This window comes from Paraburkholderia sp. WC7.3g (assembly GCF_050436345.1).
Lineage (GTDB): Bacteria > Pseudomonadota > Gammaproteobacteria > Burkholderiales > Burkholderiaceae > Paraburkholderia > Paraburkholderia podalyriae.
The window spans coordinates 828,285-844,490 of sequence record NZ_JBNDMA010000001.1 but is presented as its reverse complement, the minus strand read 5'-3'; the positions used below and the strand labels follow the sequence as shown (position 1 = coordinate 844,490).

Sequence of the window (16,206 nt, the reverse complement as noted above, 5' to 3'; positions counted from 1 at the left end):
GGCCGCCCGCGCCGATCGCGCGATGCGGGCGCGTCGAGTCGATGTACCCGCGAGGCGGTGCAGCGCGCGGCATTCGCTGACGATACCTGCTTGCGCTTATCGCATTGCGCCTGCCAGGTTGCCCGAGCCGAGACCCACGATCAGATCGAGCGCGCCGTTCTTCAACGCTTGCGTCGCGAGCACGCCGGCCGCTTTCAGTGCGGCCGCGTCGATCCGCGACGGGTCCGATAACTCGACACGCAACCGTGTGGCGGCCAACGCGTCGAGCTTCCTGATGTTGGCCGCGCCGCCCAGCGCCGCACGAATCTGTTCCGCGCGCTCCGTCTGTTGCGGCGAGCTTTGCGCTGCGGCCGCGACAGTTGCCGCAGCCGCAGCCGCAGCCGCGGCAGTCGCCGCCGCTGCCACGCCTTCCATGCCCGGCCCGCCGGCCAGCGGCAGATCCGCTTCGGTGCCCGCTGTCTTCAGATATTCCTGCAGGTCGGTTTTCATGTTTTCCGACAACGGTCCGAAGATTGCCTGCACGCCGTTGCCCACGCGCACCACACCCGCGGCGCCGAGTGCTTTCAGCTTTGCTTCGTCGACGCCCGCGGGGTCTTTCACGGAAATACGCAGCCGCGTGATGCACGCGTCGAGACTGGTGATATTCGAGCGCCCGCCGAACGCCAGCACCAGTTCGCGCGAACGCCCGCCCGCCCCGCTCGCGGCGAGCGGCGCGGTTTCGACCGTGTCGTCCTCGCGGCCCGGCGTCTTCAGGTTGAAGCGCGTGATCACGAAGCGGAACGCCCCGTAGTAGATCACCGCGTAGATCGGACCGAGAATGAACACGTACCACGCGTGCGTGGCCTTCCCGCCGATCAGGTTGAACATCACAAAGTCGATGCCGCCTTGCGAGAACGTGAAGCCCATGCGCATGCCCAAGGTGTTGGCCACGAACTGCGCCGACGCCGCGAGGCAGGCGTGAATCAGGTAAAGCACCGGCGCGACGAACAGGAACGCGAACTCGATCGGCTCGGTGATGCCGGTGAGGAAAGAAGTCAGCGCGGCCGAAACCATCATGCCACCGACCGCCACCTTCTTCTCCGGCTTCGCGCAATGCCAGATCGCGATCGCCGCGGCCGGCAGGCCGAACATCTTGAACAGGAATGCGCCTGCCAGAATGCCCGCGGTCCGGTCGCCCGCGAAATAACGGGTGATGTCGCCGTGAACCGTCTTGCCGGTCGTCGGGTCGAGGTAGCTGCCCATTTCGAAGAAGAACGGCACGTTCCAGATGTGATGCAGGCCGAAAGGAATCAGCAGGCGTTCGACGAAACCGTAGACCGTGGCGGCGGTGCGCGGGTCCGAAACCGCTGCCCAGTGCGAGAACGCCTTGATCGCGCTACCGATCGGCGGCCACACGAAAGACATGATCGCGCCGAGCACGATGGCACCGATTGCGGTCACGATGGGCACGAAGCGCTTGCCGGCGAAGAAGCCGAGATAAGGCGGCAACGTGATCCGGTAGTAGCGGTTGAACATCCAGGCGGCGAGACCACCGGCGAGGATGCCGCCGAACACACCGGTCTGGATCGACGGAATGCCCATGATCGTGTCGGCTTCGATGCCCTGTAGCCTGGCTATCACACCCAACGTCGCCGTCATCACCAGATACCCGATCGTAGCGGCGATGCCGGCGACGCCATCGTTCTCGGTGAAGCCGAGCGCGACGCCGATCGCGAAGATCAGCGGCAGGTTGCCGAAGATCACGTCGCCCGCGTTCTTCATCAGCGCGAGCACGACGGCCGGCACGTAACCGTGAAAGTCGGTCGCGCCGAGGCCGAGCAGCAGACCCGCCACGGGAAGCACGGCGACGGGCAGCATCAGCGACTTGCCGATTTTCTGCAAGACTCCGAAGGCATGCGAGAACATGGCTGATCTCCTGTTGATCCGCTCATTCGGCAAAGCGCGACAGATGCGCGCGGACTTCGGCGGCGGTGCCCAGACGCAGCACCTCGGCGGCGAGTTTCTTTGCTTCGTCGGTCGTCACCCGTGCAAGCTGGGCCTTGATCGAACCGACCGCGGGGATGCTCACCGAAAGCTCGTCGATGCCGAGGCCCACGAGCACCGGCACCGCCATCGCATCGGACGCGATGCCGCCACAAATGCCGACCCATTTGCCGTGCTTATGCGCACCGTCGACCGTCATGCCGATCAGACGCAACACCGCCGGATGCAGCGCGTCGGCCTGCTTCGCAAGCTGCGGATGGCCACGGTCCATTGCGAGCGTGTATTGCGTGAGGTCATTCGTGCCGATCGAGAAGAAATCGACTTCGCGTGCGAGCGGCTCGGCGATCAGCGCGGCGGCCGGGACTTCGATCATCACGCCCACCTTCACGCTCGCCGCGCGATCGCCGGCTTCGTCGAGCAGGATCTTGCGCGCCGCCCGCACTTCGTCGATGGTGGCGATCATCGGGAACATCACGTGCAGAAAACCAAGCGGCGCCGCGCGCAGGATCGCGCGCAGTTGCGTGCGGAAGATGTCGGGACGCTCCAGACTCACGCGCACACCCCGCAGGCCAAGAAACGGGTTGTCTTCCTTCGGCAGGGGCAGATACGACAGCGGTTTGTCGCCGCCGACGTCGAGCGTGCGGACCACCAGCGGACGCTCGCGGCCAAGCGCTTGCGCGACCGCGCAATATTCGGCGGCCTGTTCGTCCTCGGTAGGCGCGGTGTCTCGTGCGTCGAACAGGAACTCGGAGCGCAACAGACCCACGCCTTCGGCGCCGGCCGCTACCGCGTCGCGCGCTTCCTGCGCATTGCGGATGTTCGCGACGACTTCGACGCGATGGCCGTCGGCCGTGATCGCGAGCTTGCTTGCCGCGAGCTTGTCGTCTTCGCGTTTGATGGCCTGGCGCCTGATGCGTTCGCGCGCCTTCTCGAGTTCGTCGGCGCTCGGGTTGCGCCGCAAGCTGCCGCGCGAACCGTCGAGCACGACGGGCGTACCGTCGGCGAGTTGCAGCGCGCGCGCGTCGATACCGCAAATCGCTGGAATGCCAAGCGAGCGCGCGAGGATCGCGACGTGGCTCGTCGCGCCGCCGGTCGTCGTGCAAAAGCCGAGCACCTTGCTGCGATCGAGCGACGTGGTATCGGACGGTGAGAGTTCCTCGGCAATCAGGATCGACTCGTCCGGCACGTCGATCTGCGCCTGCTTCACGCCGGCGAGTAGCGCGAGCACACGGCGGCCGACGTCGCGTATGTCGCCGGCGCGTTCGCGCAGCAGCGGGTTGTCGAGCTTGTCGAGCGTGCTTGCCTGCTTCTGGAATGCGTCGCGCCACGCGAATCCCGCGCTCTTTCCTGCGCTGATGTGACCGATCGCGGCGTCGATCAGGTCCGGATCGTCCAGCAGCTCGAGATGCGCGTCGAGAATCTGCGCTTTCGACGGATCGGTGAGCGTCGCCTTCAGCGATTCGATCTGCTGGCGCGCCTGATGTTGGGCCGCTTCGAGTTGCGCCCGTTCGCGTTGCGGCGACTCACCCGCTTCCTTGACCTCGATGACCTGCTGGCGGAACTGCACGATCCTGCCGACCGAAAGCCCTGGCGAAGCGGATACGCCTATGAATTCGTCGGTGTCGGCGGCAGCCGCCTGGCTTTGCGCTGGCGCCGGCGCAGCCGGTGCGGTTGGCGCAGCCGCCGCGGGTGCGGGCGCATCACCGGGCTTTTCGCCCGATCCCTCGGCAAGCAGACGCGCGACGATGCCGGCCGCCTCTGCCGCGTCGGGACCGCGGGCCTCGACGCGCAGCTTGTCGCCGAACTGCGTGGCGAGCCCCATGATCGCGACGACGGACTTCGCATTTGCACTGGCGTCGCCCCGCAGCAGCCGAATCTCCGACTTGTATTTCTTCGCTTCGACCGCGACGACAGCGGCGGGTCGTGCATGCAGGCCCGCCGGATTCGGCAGCGTGATCTCATCCGAGAGGATCGTGCCGGTGACGCTGGCCGTATCCTTGCCCTCGATGCTGCCGACCAGTTCGACGTACAGCGCGACGTCGGTGCCGGCAACGACGAGCCCGTTCGCGGGAACGTAGCGCGTGACGAGATCGCCGTTGGCGATCACCATCTGCGTGAGCAGGCTGGTTGCTTTTGCGCCGACGACGATCGGGTCGAAGCGGATCAGCGGCGTGCCCACGACGACGGCGTCGGCTTCCTTGACCAGCGGCATGAACCCCTCGCCGCGCAGCAACACGGTGTCGAGTCCGATGTGCAGCAGCACTTGCAGACCGTTGTCGCCCGTGATCGTTATCGCATGGCCGGAGCTATGGAGTTGCGTGACCTTGCCCGCGAGCGGCGATAGCAGTTCATCCGAAGTCGGATCGATCGACACGCCATCGCCGACCATCTTCTGGGCGAAGACCGGATCGGGCACGCTGTCGAGAGGAATCAGTACGCCCGAGAGCGGCGCAATCAACTCGACGCGCAGAGGACGGTGAGGAGCTTTCATCGACAACACTCCTTGTACATTGACGCTCGCCTGAACTGGCTCGATTCGAGCCGCATGAGCGCGACATTCACACGTACGGTCGGCGCCATTGCCGCTTACGCCGCTGACCCACCTGTGAGCGGCGCACGTCACAAAAGCGTCGGTGACAGAAACTCAGGAAAGCCAAACAAGGTCGCGCTCGTCACCGGTATGCGCAAAACGGGTTTCGTTGCGCGTGATATCTCGGCTCTCAAGATGGTGCCGCCCACACAGCATCGACCCCGGGGCGAACGGACAGACGTCAGGCGCGCTGCGACGGCGCTGTTTTGCTTTGTAGGACCGCCTCGCGCCTGTGGACGACCGTTTGCACCGTGGTCCCGGAAAAAGGACCTGAGAAGCGCTCTGACAAGGAGCATATGTTACTGAGCGCAGATTGCAAGACGAGACGATTTCGCACGCAAGCGCCTGAATTTTCCGATTTGTCGACTCGAGACCGACATGGTCTTTACTAACTTGCCAGTGACTCTTTCTCTGCAGCTGTGTTTTACTCGCTTAGCGAAAGCTGCCTGTACTTCACGCGGTCGTCGCAATGCCGCTGTCATGTTGGCCCGGAACATGCAAGGGCTTGCGCCGGGCGACGAAGTAGTTCATGGTCGAGCCTTGCGTGAATTCTCATACGGCTTGCTACTCCATGCACGACACGATTACCCGACTGAAGGAGGTCGACTATGCGTGATACCGTCGCCAGCACCGAGTCCCGCTTCCGCAGCAATTCCCACAGTGCGCCTTTCGCGCTCGTCGATCATTACGCGCGCGCCGCCCAGCGCAGGCTCAGCAACTTCAGCGTGCTGAACGTGCTGCGCACCTTCCCGCAATTCATTCCGTACAGCGAAGGCAGCTACAAGGCCCGGTCGAAGCTCACGGTCCAGGCGATCAACGAGACGATTCCCCTGTTGAGCGAGCTGGCGGCCTCCGTCGGAAAGCCAAAGACGCCCGTCACGGAAATCGCCGACTTTCCGGCCACCGACGAACAACGGCAGGCCGCGAATGCGCTCAAGCAGCACTTCGACGCTCAAGGCAGCGACAAGTCGAACCACCACAGCTACCACCACCTGTACGGCGCGATCCTTGCGAATCGCGAAGCCATGCGCTCGGTGATCGAAATCGGCATCGGGACCCAACATTCCGACACCGTTTCGTATATGGTCGCGGGCAAGCCTGGCGGATCGCTCAGGGCGTTCAGGGACTTTCTGCCTTTCGCGCGGATCTATGGCGCGGACATCGACCGCCGGGTCCTCTTCCAGGAGGAGCGCATCGAGACGTTCTTCGTCGACCAGACCGAGCCCGTCACTTTCGAGCAGCTCGCGCGATCGGTGGACGGCGAATGCGACGTGATCATCGACGACGGTCTGCATTCTCCGAATGCCAACATCCAGACGCTGATCTTCGGGCTGAAAAAGGTCAGGCGAGGCGGCTGGGTCGTGGTGGAAGACATCGGGCATCTTGCGCTGCCCGTGTGGCAAGCCGTCAGCGCGTTGCTTCCCGATCGCTATCGACGGCACATCGTCAACGAGGAGCACGGGCTCGTGTTCGCGGTGCAGCGCCTCGAATGATGCACGCGCGCATTGGCGCTTCGCTCCAGGCTCATGGCGCGGCACGCATGCCGCGCCAACGCTGCGATACGACGCGGCCGTGAACAACGCGCATTGTTCAGCCACGTTAGCTAGTCTTTTCAGCGGACGACTCTTTTTCCGACGTGAGACCCCGCCTAAAGTGTCAGACTTCAACCTGACATCTGGGGCATCATGCACATCGATACACCTACGACTCCAGCATCCCTGCAAGAAAATTCAACATCGGCCGCCCAGTGGCTATCCGTCATCGCTGTAGCGGTGAGCGCATTCGCATTCGTCACGGCCGAGTTTTTGCCTGTCGGGCTGTTGCCGCAAATCGCACAGGACCTTGGCGTGTCGACCGGTGTCGCCGGTCTGATGGTCACCACGCCGGGCGTGATGGCGGCCATCCTGGCGCCGACGCTGATAGTCGGCGCGGGCCGCATGGACCGGCGCTACGTTTTTCTGCTGCTCACCGCGGTACTGCTGATCGCGAACGTGGTGTGCGCAATCGCACCGAGCCTGGCGGTCATGCTGGTAGGACGGGCGTTGCTCGGTGGCGCGTTAGGGGGCTTCTGGACTCTGGCGACGGCCGCCGCTCCGCGACTCGTGCAGGCAAAGGACGCTGCCAAAGCGACCGCGACCATTCTGACCGGCGTGACCTGCGCAACCGTGATCGGCGTGCCGCTCGGCACGTTCATCGCGTCGTTTGCATCGTGGCGTATGGCGTTCGCCGCCACTGCGGGGCTCGTGTCGCTCGCGTTACTGGCGCAGGCGTTCCTCGTGCCTTCGTTGCCGTCGGCATCGGCGTTACGGATCGCCGATTTCAAAACCTTGCTTGGCCGGCCTCACACGAGGTTGAGCATGGTGATGGTCGCGCTCGTCTTCGGCGCGCATTTCTCGACCTACACGTACATTGCTCCGTTGCTCGAGCACGACTTCTCGTTGAGTGCCATCACGCTGTTGCTGTTCGGATTCGGTCTGATTGGGTTCTTCTCCAATGCGTTGACGTCGGTGACGATTTCGGACCATCTGAAGAAATCCGTTGCCGCGATGGTTCTGCTGCTATTGGGTGCGATGTCTTCGATGTTGCTGCTTGAACATTCGCCGATCGGCGAGACGGTGGGGATGCTGCTTTGGGGAGTCGCGTTCGGAGCGCTTCCGCTTTGCTTTAGCGTGTGGATTCAACGCGGCACGACAGACTTGCCCGAAGCGGGGTCGGCCATGTTCGTCAGCATCATCCAGGTGGCGATCGCCGTGGGCTCGGCAGTGGGGGGCACCATCGTCGACCGTGCGGGAGTTCACGCTGATTTCACGCTGGGACTCGGACTCGCGCTACTGGGCCTCGTGACACTGCAACGGCTTGCTGTGTTGGAACGACCCGCCACGGCATCTTCTGTTGATTGCGCCTGCGACGCGTCGGCTGACTGACGCAACGCAATCCGTCAAACAGCCGTCTTCACGACTCTGGGTTGAAACGGGGCGTTGCGCGGCACGTCGCCGGCGGCCTCGTCGCGCGCGGCGCTCGTCGACAGATAGCGCAAACAGCAAACGCGCAAAAACGACGCGAAATTCAACGGCTCTTCGCCGCGCGAGGCGACCAGTTCGTCGTGGAGCTTCACGACGAACTGGGTCGTCGTCATGCTCTCGCGGTTGGCGATTTCCCGAAGCACGTCCCAGAACAGATTTTCGAGCCTCACCGTAGTCACGACGCCATGAATGCGCAGAGCGCGCGTACGCGACTCGTAGAGGATCGGATCAGCGTTGACATAGACGTTGCACATACGGTCTGCCCTTCTAGCAAATGGTGACGTCGCGGGACGCGAAGCGCGCCGTGCGGGCGCCGATGCTGTCGTGATCGAGCGTAACACGGTTGGTCGCGGGCACGTCCTCGCCGGCGATGGATGCCTGCCGTGTACCGGCAGGCATCCATCGCTCGTCAATGCTCGATGCGCGTGCCGAGCAGCGCGAGGAACTGCGCGAGCCAGTTCACGTGCGATGTCCACGCGGGCGCGGTGACGAAGTTCTCGTCGGTGATGGCGTCAGGCCAGTCGAGCGCCACGTATTGCGCGCCCGCGAGCTTGACTTCGGGCGCGCAGGCCGGATACGCCGAGATGCGCCGGCCTTCGATCACACCCGCCGCGGCCAGCAATTGCGCGCCGTGGCAGACGGCGGCAATCGGCTTCTTCGCTTCGGCGAATTGGCGCACCCAGTCGATCACCTTGTCGTTGAGCCGCAGATATTCAGGGGCGCGGCCGCCGGGCACGAGCAGCGCGTCGTAGGCCGCGGGATTCACCGAAGCGAAATCGGCGTTCAACGTGAAGTTATGGCCGCGTTTCTCCGTATAGGTCTGATCGCCTTCGAAGTCGTGGATCGCGGTGCGAATCGCGTCGCCCGCGCGCTTGTCGGGCGCGACGACGTGCGCCGTATGTCCGACTGCCGCGAGCGCCTGAAACGGCACCATCAGCTCATAGTCTTCGACGAAATCGCCGGCGATGATAAGAATGCGCTTTGACATGTTCGTTTCCTGTCGAATCGGGTGGGGAAATGGCGAGGCGGCCGCGCTGTCGCGGTGTGCGCAAGGCGGCGGCCGTCATGAAGCAATATAGCGATCGACGCAGTGGGACAGGTAATACGCGGCTAAATGCCGACCAGGGATTTCACTGAGCAAACAAGCGTCACGTTCTATTCGAGCGCGACTCTTCTGCCATTGGGAAGGTCTGTCAAGCGCGCAGATTCGACACACATCGCTGCAGCACCTTGCGCAGCGTATCGACCGGGATTTCCGTCAATCCGTCCAGCATGGACGCCTCGAGCGCGTCGATTGCCGAATCGCATTCCCGCAGTACCCGACGCCCCTCGTCGGTCAGAAACAGATGAATCAGTCGACCGTGGGTAGGGTGCCCAACGCGTCCGACCCAACCGTTTGCTTCCATTGTCTTGACTACCTCGTTGGCCGACTGCGGTGTGATGAACGAGCGTTCGGCAAGCTTCGCGTTAGTCATCGCGCCGCTGGCGCTGATCACGGACAGCGCAGTGAATTGAGGCAAGGTCAGCCCGAATTCGCCGAGCACATCGATAAGACTACGTTTGAGCAATCGGTCCAACTGGCCGACCAGATACGAAACGCGGGCAGGTGGCGCACCGGTTCTCGTTGAACCGGCCTGTTTGGCAGGGGGCGTTCGCCGCTTCTCCATTGTCTTGATCATTATCAGGTTGCCTTAGGTGTTTCTACCAGGCATATCATATTCTACTTTCAATATCAGGAACCCTGAGACTAGACTCATCGTGGATTCCGAGGGACGCTTTGGGAAGGACTCTGATAAGTGACGCAAGATCACCACTGTCAGAAATCTTCTCCTTCCCGGGACCGCTTCGTCGAAGAACGAAGCGCAGGCCGCCGCTGGCGATTCAATCAAAATGGTGAAGGAGACGTCATGTCAAGCATTGCGAACCGGTCGAGTGCCGCAGGCTCGAGTACCGCATTAACGTTGGCACTGTGCTTTCTCGTCGCGGTACTGGAGGGTGTCGACCTGCAGTCCACTGGCGTTGCGGCGCCTCGCATGGCACACGAGTTCGGCTTGTCGGTCAGCCAGTTGGGGCTCGCTTTCAGCGCCGGCATGTTCGGGCTTCTGCCGGGCGCCATGATCGGCGGCAGACTTGCCGACAGGATCGGCCGCAAGCGCGTTCTGATGATCTCGATGGCGATATTCGGCATCTTCTCGATTGCGACCGCGCAAGTCTGGAGCTTCGAAAGTCTGCTCATTGCGCGAGTGCTGACGGGCATCGGGCTCGGCGGCGCGATGCCGAACCTGATCGCGTTGTCTTCCGAGGCGGTCGATCCGCGTCACCGCAATACAGCGGTCAGCGTCATGTATTGCGGTATGCCGCTCGGCGGCGCGCTGGCCGCGTTGATCGCCGTGCTGAGCGCGGGCGCCGCCGCGTGGCGTCATATCTTCTACGTGGGCGGCGCCGGACCACTGATCGTCATTCCGCTGCTGATGATGCTGCTGCCCGAGTCCCGCGAATTCGCCACCGGGTCGCGGGAATCGGCTACGTTGGACAAGGCGCTCCTTTCGACGCGCGAAGTCCTGTTCGGCGAGGGTCGCGCCGCGGCGACGATCGGTATCTGGATCAGTTTCTTCTGCACGCTGATCGTTCTTTACTTCCTGCTGAACTGGTTGCCTTCGTTGACCGTGGGGCGCGGCATGAGCCGTTCGCAGGCCGGAATCGCGCAGATCTTTTTCAACGTCGGCAGTGTGATCGGCGTGCTGGGCATCGGTCTGCTGATGGACCGGTTCAGGCAAGGGCTGTCTGTCACGGCAATCTATGCGTGCATCGTCGGTGCATTGGTTGCGCTATCTCAGGTCGCTAGCATCGAGACGCTATCGGTTGCCGTGCTGTTTGCTGGCATGGGCGTCGTCGGGGCGCAGTCGATGCTGTATGCGTTGTCCGCCGCCAGTTATCCGACCAGCGTACGCGGTACGGGTGTCGGCGCCGCGGTGGCGGTGGGGCGCGTCGGTTCCATTGTTGGCCCCGTTGCCGCCGGGCAATTGCTTTCGATGGGAAAGAGTTCCGCCCTCGTTATCGGCGCGAGCGTGCCGGTGACGATCATCGCGGCGATTACCGCATTGCTCGTGATCCGCTCGAACGCCGCGAAACGATAAGTAGCTGTTGATGGACCGGTTGGCCCGGCGTTCTGGCGCCGGGCCATCGTTGATGCGTGACGCGCTTGCGTCATGCCTCGGCCCGCAAGCCAAGCAACCTGACAGCGTTCTCTTTCAGAACGAGCGGCTTCACCTCGGGCTTGATGTCGAGCGTGTCGAAGTCTTCGAGCCAGCGGTCCGGGCGGATCAGCGGGAAGTCGGACGCGAACAGCACCTTGTTGCGCAACAGCGTGTTCGCATACTTGACCAGCTCGGGCGAAAAGTACTTCGGTGACCAGCCCGACAGGTCGATATACACGTTCGGCTTGTGCAGCGCGATCGACAACGCCTGCTCCTGCCACGGCCAGGATGGATGCGCGATCACGATCTTCATGTCGGGAAAGTCGGCGGCGACATCGTCGAGGTAGATCGGCTCCGAATACTTCAGGCGCAAGCCGCCGCCGCCGCGCATGCCCGAGCCCATGCCCGAGTGTCCACTGTGAAAAACCGCCGGCAGCCCGTACTCGGCAATCACTTCGTATAGCGGGTATGCGAGGCGATCGTTGGCGAAAAAGCCTTGCATCGTGGGGTGAAACTTGAAACCGCGCACGCCGTGCTCGTCGATGAGCCGCCGCGCTTCGCGCGCGCCGAACTTGCCTTTGTGCGGATCGATGCTGGCGAACGCGATCATGATGTCCGGGTTATTTCGCGCGAACTGCGCGACCTCTTCGTTCGAAATGCGACGGCGCCCGATGTTCGCTTCGCAGTCGACGGTAAACATCACGAAGCCGATATTGCGCTCACGATAGTGCTGGATCGTTTCCGGAATGGTCGGGCGGCGCCCTTGTTTGAGCACGGTGCCGAAGTATTTGTCGGCGGCTTCATCGAATTCTTTTGCAAACAGATCGGGCGGTTGGCAGCACGACACCTCGGCGTGCACGTGGGTGTCGATGGCCTTGAGTTGATCGATGTTCAATGGTGTCTCCTATCTGTAATCAAAGCTGACAGCGCGATGCGGCGATTGAACGGATCGGCCATGCGGTTAGGGGTTTGTACCAAGACATCTATATTGTACTTTACGTATCAGGGTGCCTGATATTAAATTGTAGTCGAGCCGCGAGGGCGGTATTGATATGGAGATGCAGATGAGTTACGAAGGACGCTGGAAAACGGTCAAGGTCACGGTGGAAGGCGGAATCGCCTGGGTCGCGTTCAATCGTCCGGACAAGCGCAACGCGATGAGCCCGACGCTGAACAAGGAAATGATCGACGTTCTCGAAACGCTCGAACTCGACGCCGAAGCCCAGGTTCTCGTGCTGACCGGTGAAGGCAGCGCGTGGACGGCCGGCATGGACCTGAAGGAGTATTTCCGCGAAGTGGATGCGGGTCCGGACGTACTGCAGGAGCGGATTCGCCGCGACGCGAGCCGCTGGCAATGGCAATTGCTGCGCATGTATTCGAAGCCGACCATCGCGATGGTCAATGGCTGGTGCTTCGGCGGCGGCTTTTCTCCGCTCGTCGCGTGCGATCTCGCGATCGCCGCGGATGAAGCCGTGTTCGGGCTGTCCGAAATCAACTGGGGCATTCCGCCGGGCAACCTCGTGAGCAAGGCGATGGCCGACACCGTCGGTCATCGCGAAGCGCTGTATTACGTCATGACGGGCGACACCTTCACCGGTCCGCAAGCCGCGAAGATGGGTCTCGTGAACAAAAGCGTGCCGCTCGCGCAACTGCGCGACGAAACGATCGCTCTCGCGGCGAAACTGCTGAACAAGAACCCGGTCGTGCTGCGCAACGCCAAGCATGGCTTCAAGCGTTCGCGCGAACTCACGTGGGAGCAGAACGAAGACTACCTGTACGCGAAACTCGACCAGGCGAACTATCGCGATCGGGAAGGCGGCCGCGAGCAAGGCTTGAAGCAGTTCCTCGACGACAAGACCATCAAGCCGGGCCTGCAGGCCTACAAGCGCTAAGCGGCGCACTTCAGCGGCACGCACCGAGGAGATGAAGAATGCATCAAACGAACCTGTTGATTGGCGGCGCGAAACGTGCCGCGTCGAACGGAAAGACTTTCGAGCGCATCAACCCCGCGACGGGCGCGGTTGCCACCCGCGCCGCGGCGGCCACCGTCGAGGATGCCGATGCGGCCGTCGCTGTCGCGGCGAGCGCGTTCCCGGCATGGGCGGCGCTCACGCCGACGGAACGCCGCAAACGCCTGCTCGCAGCCGCCGACCGCATGGACGCGCGCACGGCCGAGTTCATCGCGATCGGCGCGGCGGAAACGGGCGCGATGGCGAACTGGTACGGCTTTAATGTGATGCTCGCGGCCAACATGCTGCGCGAAGCTGCCGCGATGACGACGCAGATCGACGGCGCGGTGATTCCATCCGACGTGCCGGGCAGCCTCGCGATGGCCGTGCGCCAGCCGTGCGGCGTGGTGCTCGGCATCGCGCCGTGGAACGCGCCCGTGATTCTCGCCACGCGGGCGCTGGCGATGCCGCTCGCGTGCGGCAACACGGTCGTGCTGAAGGCGTCGGAAGGTTGTCCTGGCGTGCATGTGCTGATCGGCGAGGCGCTGAACGACGCGGGTCTTGGCGAAGGCGTCGTCAACGTGCTCACGCATGCGCCGGAAGACGCGCCCGCGATCGTCGAGCGTCTGATCGCGAATCCTGCCGTGAAGCGCGTGAATTTCACCGGCTCGACGCGTGTCGGGCGCATCGTCGCCGAGCTTTCGGCGCGTCATCTGAAACCGGCGCTGCTCGAACTGGGCGGCAAGGCGCCGGTACTCGTGCTCGACGACGCGGACCTCGACGCTGCCGTGGAAGGCGTTGCGTTCGGCGCGTTCTTCAATCAAGGGCAGATCTGCATGTCGACGGAACGCGTGATCGTCGATCGAAAGGTTGCCGATGCGTTCGTCGAGAAGCTCGTGGCGAAAGCGCGCATGCTGAAGGCAGGCGATCCGACCCAGCCGGGCTCGATTCTCGGCACGCTGGAAAGCGAGGCGGCGGCGCGCCGCATTCGCGCGCTCGTCGAAGACGCCCGCGAAAAGGGTGCGAAGCTGCCGCTCGGTTGCAAGGTGAACGGCGCGATCATGCAGCCCGCTATCGTCGAGAACGTCACGCGCGAAATGAAGCTTTACGCCGACGAATCGTTCGGCCCCGTGGTGACAGTGCAGCGCGTGGACGGTGACGAAGAGGCGCTGGCGGTCGCCAACGATAGCGAGTACGGTTTGTCGGCCGCCGTGTTCAGCCGCGATGTCGCACGCGCGATGAACGTCGCGAAGCGCATCGAGTCGGGCATCTGCCACATCAACGGCCCGACCGTGCACGACGAAGCACAGATGCCGTTCGGTGGCGTGAAAGCGAGCGGGTACGGACGCTTCGGCAGCAAGGCGTCGATTCCCGAGTTCACCGAGTTGCGCTGGATCACGGTGCAGACAGGTCCACGGCATTACCCGATCTAAATATCGCGGTGTAAGGCGCACGTAGCGGTCATGCTGGGCCGCGTACCGATGAAATGAAGCCCGCCCTACGCAGGCGCGAACAGGCGGCGCAAACAAGGAGACAGGTGTTGGAATCAAACCAGGGCCACGCAAGTGACGGCGCAGCGGGATACCGGCGCGTCGCTATCGGTTCTGTCTCGCCGCGTATCGAGCGACGGGGCGAATGCTGGTATATCGACACGCAGGAAGCACTCGGCGCTTACCCGGAGCGCTTCACTGACCGGCTTGCTAGCGGTGCGCGTCAGCATCCCGATCGGTGGCTGGTCGCGAGGCGCGATTCGGCCGGAGAGTGGCAGGGCGTGAGCTACGCGCAGATGCTCGAGCAAGCTCGCGCGATCGGCGAGGCATTGCTGCAGCGTGGACTGAGCGCCGAGAGGCCGCTTGTCATTCTTTCGGGCAACGGCATCGAACACATGCAGATGGCGTTGGGCGCGATGTGGGCCGGTGTCCCATACGCGCCTGTCTCGCCAGCGTACTCACTGCTGTCGGGCGACTACGGCAAGCTACGCCACGTGCTTGATCTGCTCACGCCCGGCCTCGTGTTCGCCGACGACATCAGCGCCTACACGTCTGCGCTAGATTCGGCACTCGCCGCCGATGTCGAACGGGTGAGCGTCGCGCCCTGCGCGGCTCCAGGCGTTACACCATTTCAGACCTTGTTGAATACGGTCCCGACCAACGTGGATAGCGCACATGCGTCGGTTAGCGGCGATACCATCGCCAAGTTCCTCTTCACATCGGGCTCGACCCGTTTGCCCAAAGCCGTACCGACCACGCATCGGATGCTTTGTGCAAACCAGCAGATGCTGCTGGAGACTTTCCCTGAGTTCGGCATCGACCCTCCCGTGCTGGTTGACTGGCTACCGTGGAACCATACGTTCGGTGGTAGCCATAACGTGGGCATCGTGCTTTATAACGGCGGCACGCTGTATATCGACGATGGCAAGCCGGTCGCGGGCAAGTTCGATGAGACATTGCGCAATCTGCGCGAGATTGCGCCCACGATCTATTTCAACGTGCCAAAGGGCTGGGAAGAACTGACAGTCGCTCTCGAAACTGACGTTGCATTGCGCGAGCGCTTCTTCTCGCGAGTCAAAATGTATTTCTTTGCGGGTGCGGGCCTTTCCAAAGCCGCATGGGAGCGGCTCGAGTGTGTGACGCTCAAGTATTGCGGTGAGCGCATCCGCATTATGGCGGGCTTGGGTATGACCGAGACGGCACCCTCGTGCCTCTTCACGACCGGCCCATTTTCGGGCGCGGGCTACATCGGCTTGCCCGCACCGGGATGCCGTGCGAAAGTCGCGCCGGTCGACGGGAAGCTCGAGGTGCGTTTTCGCGGGCCAAACGTCATGAAGGGGTACTGGCGCGCTTCGCCAGAGCAGGCGCACGACGTATTCGACGAGGAAGGCTACTATCGCACTGGGGATGCGGTGCGCTTTGTGGATCCGCAGCGGCTAGAAGTGGGACTGGCCTTCGATGGTCGTATCGCCGAGGATTTCAAGCTCGGTTCAGGGACCTTCGTGAGCGTCGGGCCGATGCGCGCGCGCATCATCAGCAAAGGCGCGCCGTACGTGCAGGACGCCGTAATTACTGGCATCAATCGTGATGACGTCGGTGCGATGATCTTCCCGCGCGTGGATGCGTGCCGCAAGCTGGCGTGCCTCGAAGATGCGGCCGGCGTGCGCGACGTATTGAATGCTTTGCCCGTGCGAGCCTTCTTCGCCGACCTGCTTCTGCGTTTGAACGCGAGCGCGACGGGGAGCGCCAGCTTCATCGCACGCATGCAACTGCTCGAGCTGCCACCGTCGCTCGATCGCGGCGAGATTACCGACAAAGGCTCGATCAACCAGCGCGCGGTTCTGCAGCATCGTGCGGCATTAGTTGAGAGGCTGCATACGAATGATGAGGGAGACCCAGACGTGATATATGCAAACAAGGAGACGACGCGATGAGTTTGTCGCGAGTTGCGTTGGTGATCGAACTTCTTGCCAA

Annotated in this window: 13 protein-coding genes; 6 read left to right on the top strand and 7 right to left on the bottom strand. The window is 63.0% G+C overall.

The window, feature by feature from the left end; translation table 11 throughout:
* Positions 1-96: 96 nt before the first annotated feature.
* Complete coding sequence (gene ptsG / locus OKW43_RS03950) at positions 97-1,905, bottom strand: PTS glucose transporter subunit IIBC (protein WP_187633410.1); 1,809 nt, start codon at positions 1,903-1,905, stop codon at positions 97-99.
* A gap of 22 nt (positions 1,906-1,927) precedes the next feature.
* Complete coding sequence (ptsP, locus tag OKW43_RS03945; RefSeq protein WP_429445401.1) at positions 1,928-4,474, bottom strand: phosphoenolpyruvate--protein phosphotransferase; 2,547 nt, start codon at positions 4,472-4,474, stop codon at positions 1,928-1,930.
* Positions 4,475-5,181: 707 nt separating this feature from the next.
* On the opposite strand from ptsP, the gene OKW43_RS03940 reads away from it, so the two are divergent.
* Both OKW43_RS03940 and OKW43_RS03935 read left to right on the top strand, forming a co-directional pair.
* Positions 5,182-6,066, top strand: a complete 885-nt coding sequence (locus OKW43_RS03940; protein ID WP_187633408.1) for a hypothetical protein — start codon at positions 5,182-5,184, stop codon at positions 6,064-6,066.
* A 192-nt stretch (positions 6,067-6,258) separates the two neighbouring features.
* Entirely contained in the window at positions 6,259-7,497 is a 1,239-nt protein-coding gene (locus tag OKW43_RS03935; RefSeq protein ID WP_187633407.1) for an MFS transporter, read from the top strand.
* Between the two features lie 14 nt (positions 7,498-7,511).
* Here the strand turns inward: OKW43_RS03935 and OKW43_RS03930 are convergent, their stop codons facing one another.
* The 4 genes from OKW43_RS03930 to OKW43_RS03915 all read right to left on the bottom strand — a co-directional run bounded on the left by OKW43_RS03930 (position 7,512) and on the right by OKW43_RS03915 (position 9,164).
* The gene (locus tag OKW43_RS03930; RefSeq protein WP_187633406.1) at positions 7,512-7,850 is read right to left on the bottom strand and encodes a ribbon-helix-helix domain-containing protein; all 339 of its coding nucleotides are present in this window, start codon (positions 7,848-7,850) and stop codon (positions 7,512-7,514) included.
* 13 nt (positions 7,851-7,863) lie between these two features.
* Positions 7,864-7,995: a hypothetical protein gene (locus OKW43_RS03925; RefSeq protein ID WP_429445398.1), complete on the bottom strand. Its 132-nt coding sequence runs from the start codon at positions 7,993-7,995 to the stop codon at positions 7,864-7,866.
* Between the two features lie 10 nt (positions 7,996-8,005).
* Positions 8,006-8,584 carry a DJ-1/PfpI family protein gene (locus tag OKW43_RS03920; protein WP_429445396.1) on the bottom strand — a complete coding sequence of 193 codons (579 nt, stop codon included), beginning with the start codon at positions 8,582-8,584 and terminating at the stop codon, positions 8,006-8,008.
* 205 nt (positions 8,585-8,789) lie between these two features.
* On the bottom strand, positions 8,790-9,164 hold the full coding sequence (locus OKW43_RS03915; protein ID WP_429445394.1) for a MarR family winged helix-turn-helix transcriptional regulator: 375 nt from the start codon (positions 9,162-9,164) through the stop codon (positions 8,790-8,792).
* Positions 9,165-9,503: 339 nt separating this feature from the next.
* Here OKW43_RS03915 and mhpT point away from each other — a divergent pair, with 339 nt between their 5' ends.
* The gene (gene mhpT / locus OKW43_RS03910) at positions 9,504-10,733 is read left to right on the top strand and encodes a 3-(3-hydroxy-phenyl)propionate transporter MhpT (protein WP_429445392.1); all 1,230 of its coding nucleotides are present in this window, start codon (positions 9,504-9,506) and stop codon (positions 10,731-10,733) included.
* Between the two features lie 70 nt (positions 10,734-10,803).
* On the opposite strand, the gene OKW43_RS03905 is transcribed toward mhpT, so the two are convergent.
* Positions 10,804-11,688, bottom strand: a complete 885-nt coding sequence (locus OKW43_RS03905) for an amidohydrolase family protein (RefSeq protein ID WP_429445390.1) — start codon at positions 11,686-11,688, stop codon at positions 10,804-10,806.
* Positions 11,689-11,857: 169 nt separating this feature from the next.
* Between OKW43_RS03905 and OKW43_RS03900 the strand changes: the two genes are divergently transcribed.
* The 3 genes from OKW43_RS03900 to OKW43_RS03890 all read left to right on the top strand — a co-directional run bounded on the left by OKW43_RS03900 (position 11,858) and on the right by OKW43_RS03890 (position 16,166).
* Entirely contained in the window at positions 11,858-12,685 is an 828-nt protein-coding gene (locus OKW43_RS03900) for a p-hydroxycinnamoyl CoA hydratase/lyase (RefSeq protein ID WP_187633401.1), read from the top strand.
* A gap of 38 nt (positions 12,686-12,723) precedes the next feature.
* Positions 12,724-14,175 carry an aldehyde dehydrogenase gene (locus tag OKW43_RS03895; protein ID WP_429445388.1) on the top strand — a complete coding sequence of 484 codons (1,452 nt, stop codon included), beginning with the start codon at positions 12,724-12,726 and terminating at the stop codon, positions 14,173-14,175.
* 107 nt (positions 14,176-14,282) lie between these two features.
* Entirely contained in the window at positions 14,283-16,166 is a 1,884-nt protein-coding gene (locus OKW43_RS03890; protein ID WP_429445386.1) for a feruloyl-CoA synthase, read from the top strand.
* Positions 16,167-16,206: the final 40 nt, after the last annotated feature.

Bases quoted from the DNA above. Each gene is read 5' to 3' on its own strand.
- ptsG (WP_187633410.1), bottom strand. From the start codon at position 1,905: ATGTTCTCGCATGCCTTCGGAGTCTTGCAGAAAATCGGCAAGTCGCTG.
- ptsP (WP_429445401.1), bottom strand. From the start codon at position 4,474: ATGAAAGCTCCTCACCGTCCTCTGCGCGTCGAGTTGATTGCGCCGCTC.
- OKW43_RS03940 (WP_187633408.1), top strand. From the start codon at position 5,182: ATGCGTGATACCGTCGCCAGCACCGAGTCCCGCTTCCGCAGCAATTCC.
- OKW43_RS03935 (WP_187633407.1), top strand. From the start codon at position 6,259: ATGCACATCGATACACCTACGACTCCAGCATCCCTGCAAGAAAATTCA.
- OKW43_RS03930 (WP_187633406.1), bottom strand. From the start codon at position 7,850: ATGTGCAACGTCTATGTCAACGCTGATCCGATCCTCTACGAGTCGCGT.
- OKW43_RS03925 (WP_429445398.1), bottom strand. From the start codon at position 7,995: ATGCCTGCCGGTACACGGCAGGCATCCATCGCCGGCGAGGACGTGCCC.
- OKW43_RS03920 (WP_429445396.1), bottom strand. From the start codon at position 8,584: ATGTCAAAGCGCATTCTTATCATCGCCGGCGATTTCGTCGAAGACTAT.
- mhpT (WP_429445392.1), top strand. From the start codon at position 9,504: ATGTCAAGCATTGCGAACCGGTCGAGTGCCGCAGGCTCGAGTACCGCA.
- OKW43_RS03900 (WP_187633401.1), top strand. From the start codon at position 11,858: ATGAGTTACGAAGGACGCTGGAAAACGGTCAAGGTCACGGTGGAAGGC.
- OKW43_RS03895 (WP_429445388.1), top strand. From the start codon at position 12,724: ATGCATCAAACGAACCTGTTGATTGGCGGCGCGAAACGTGCCGCGTCG.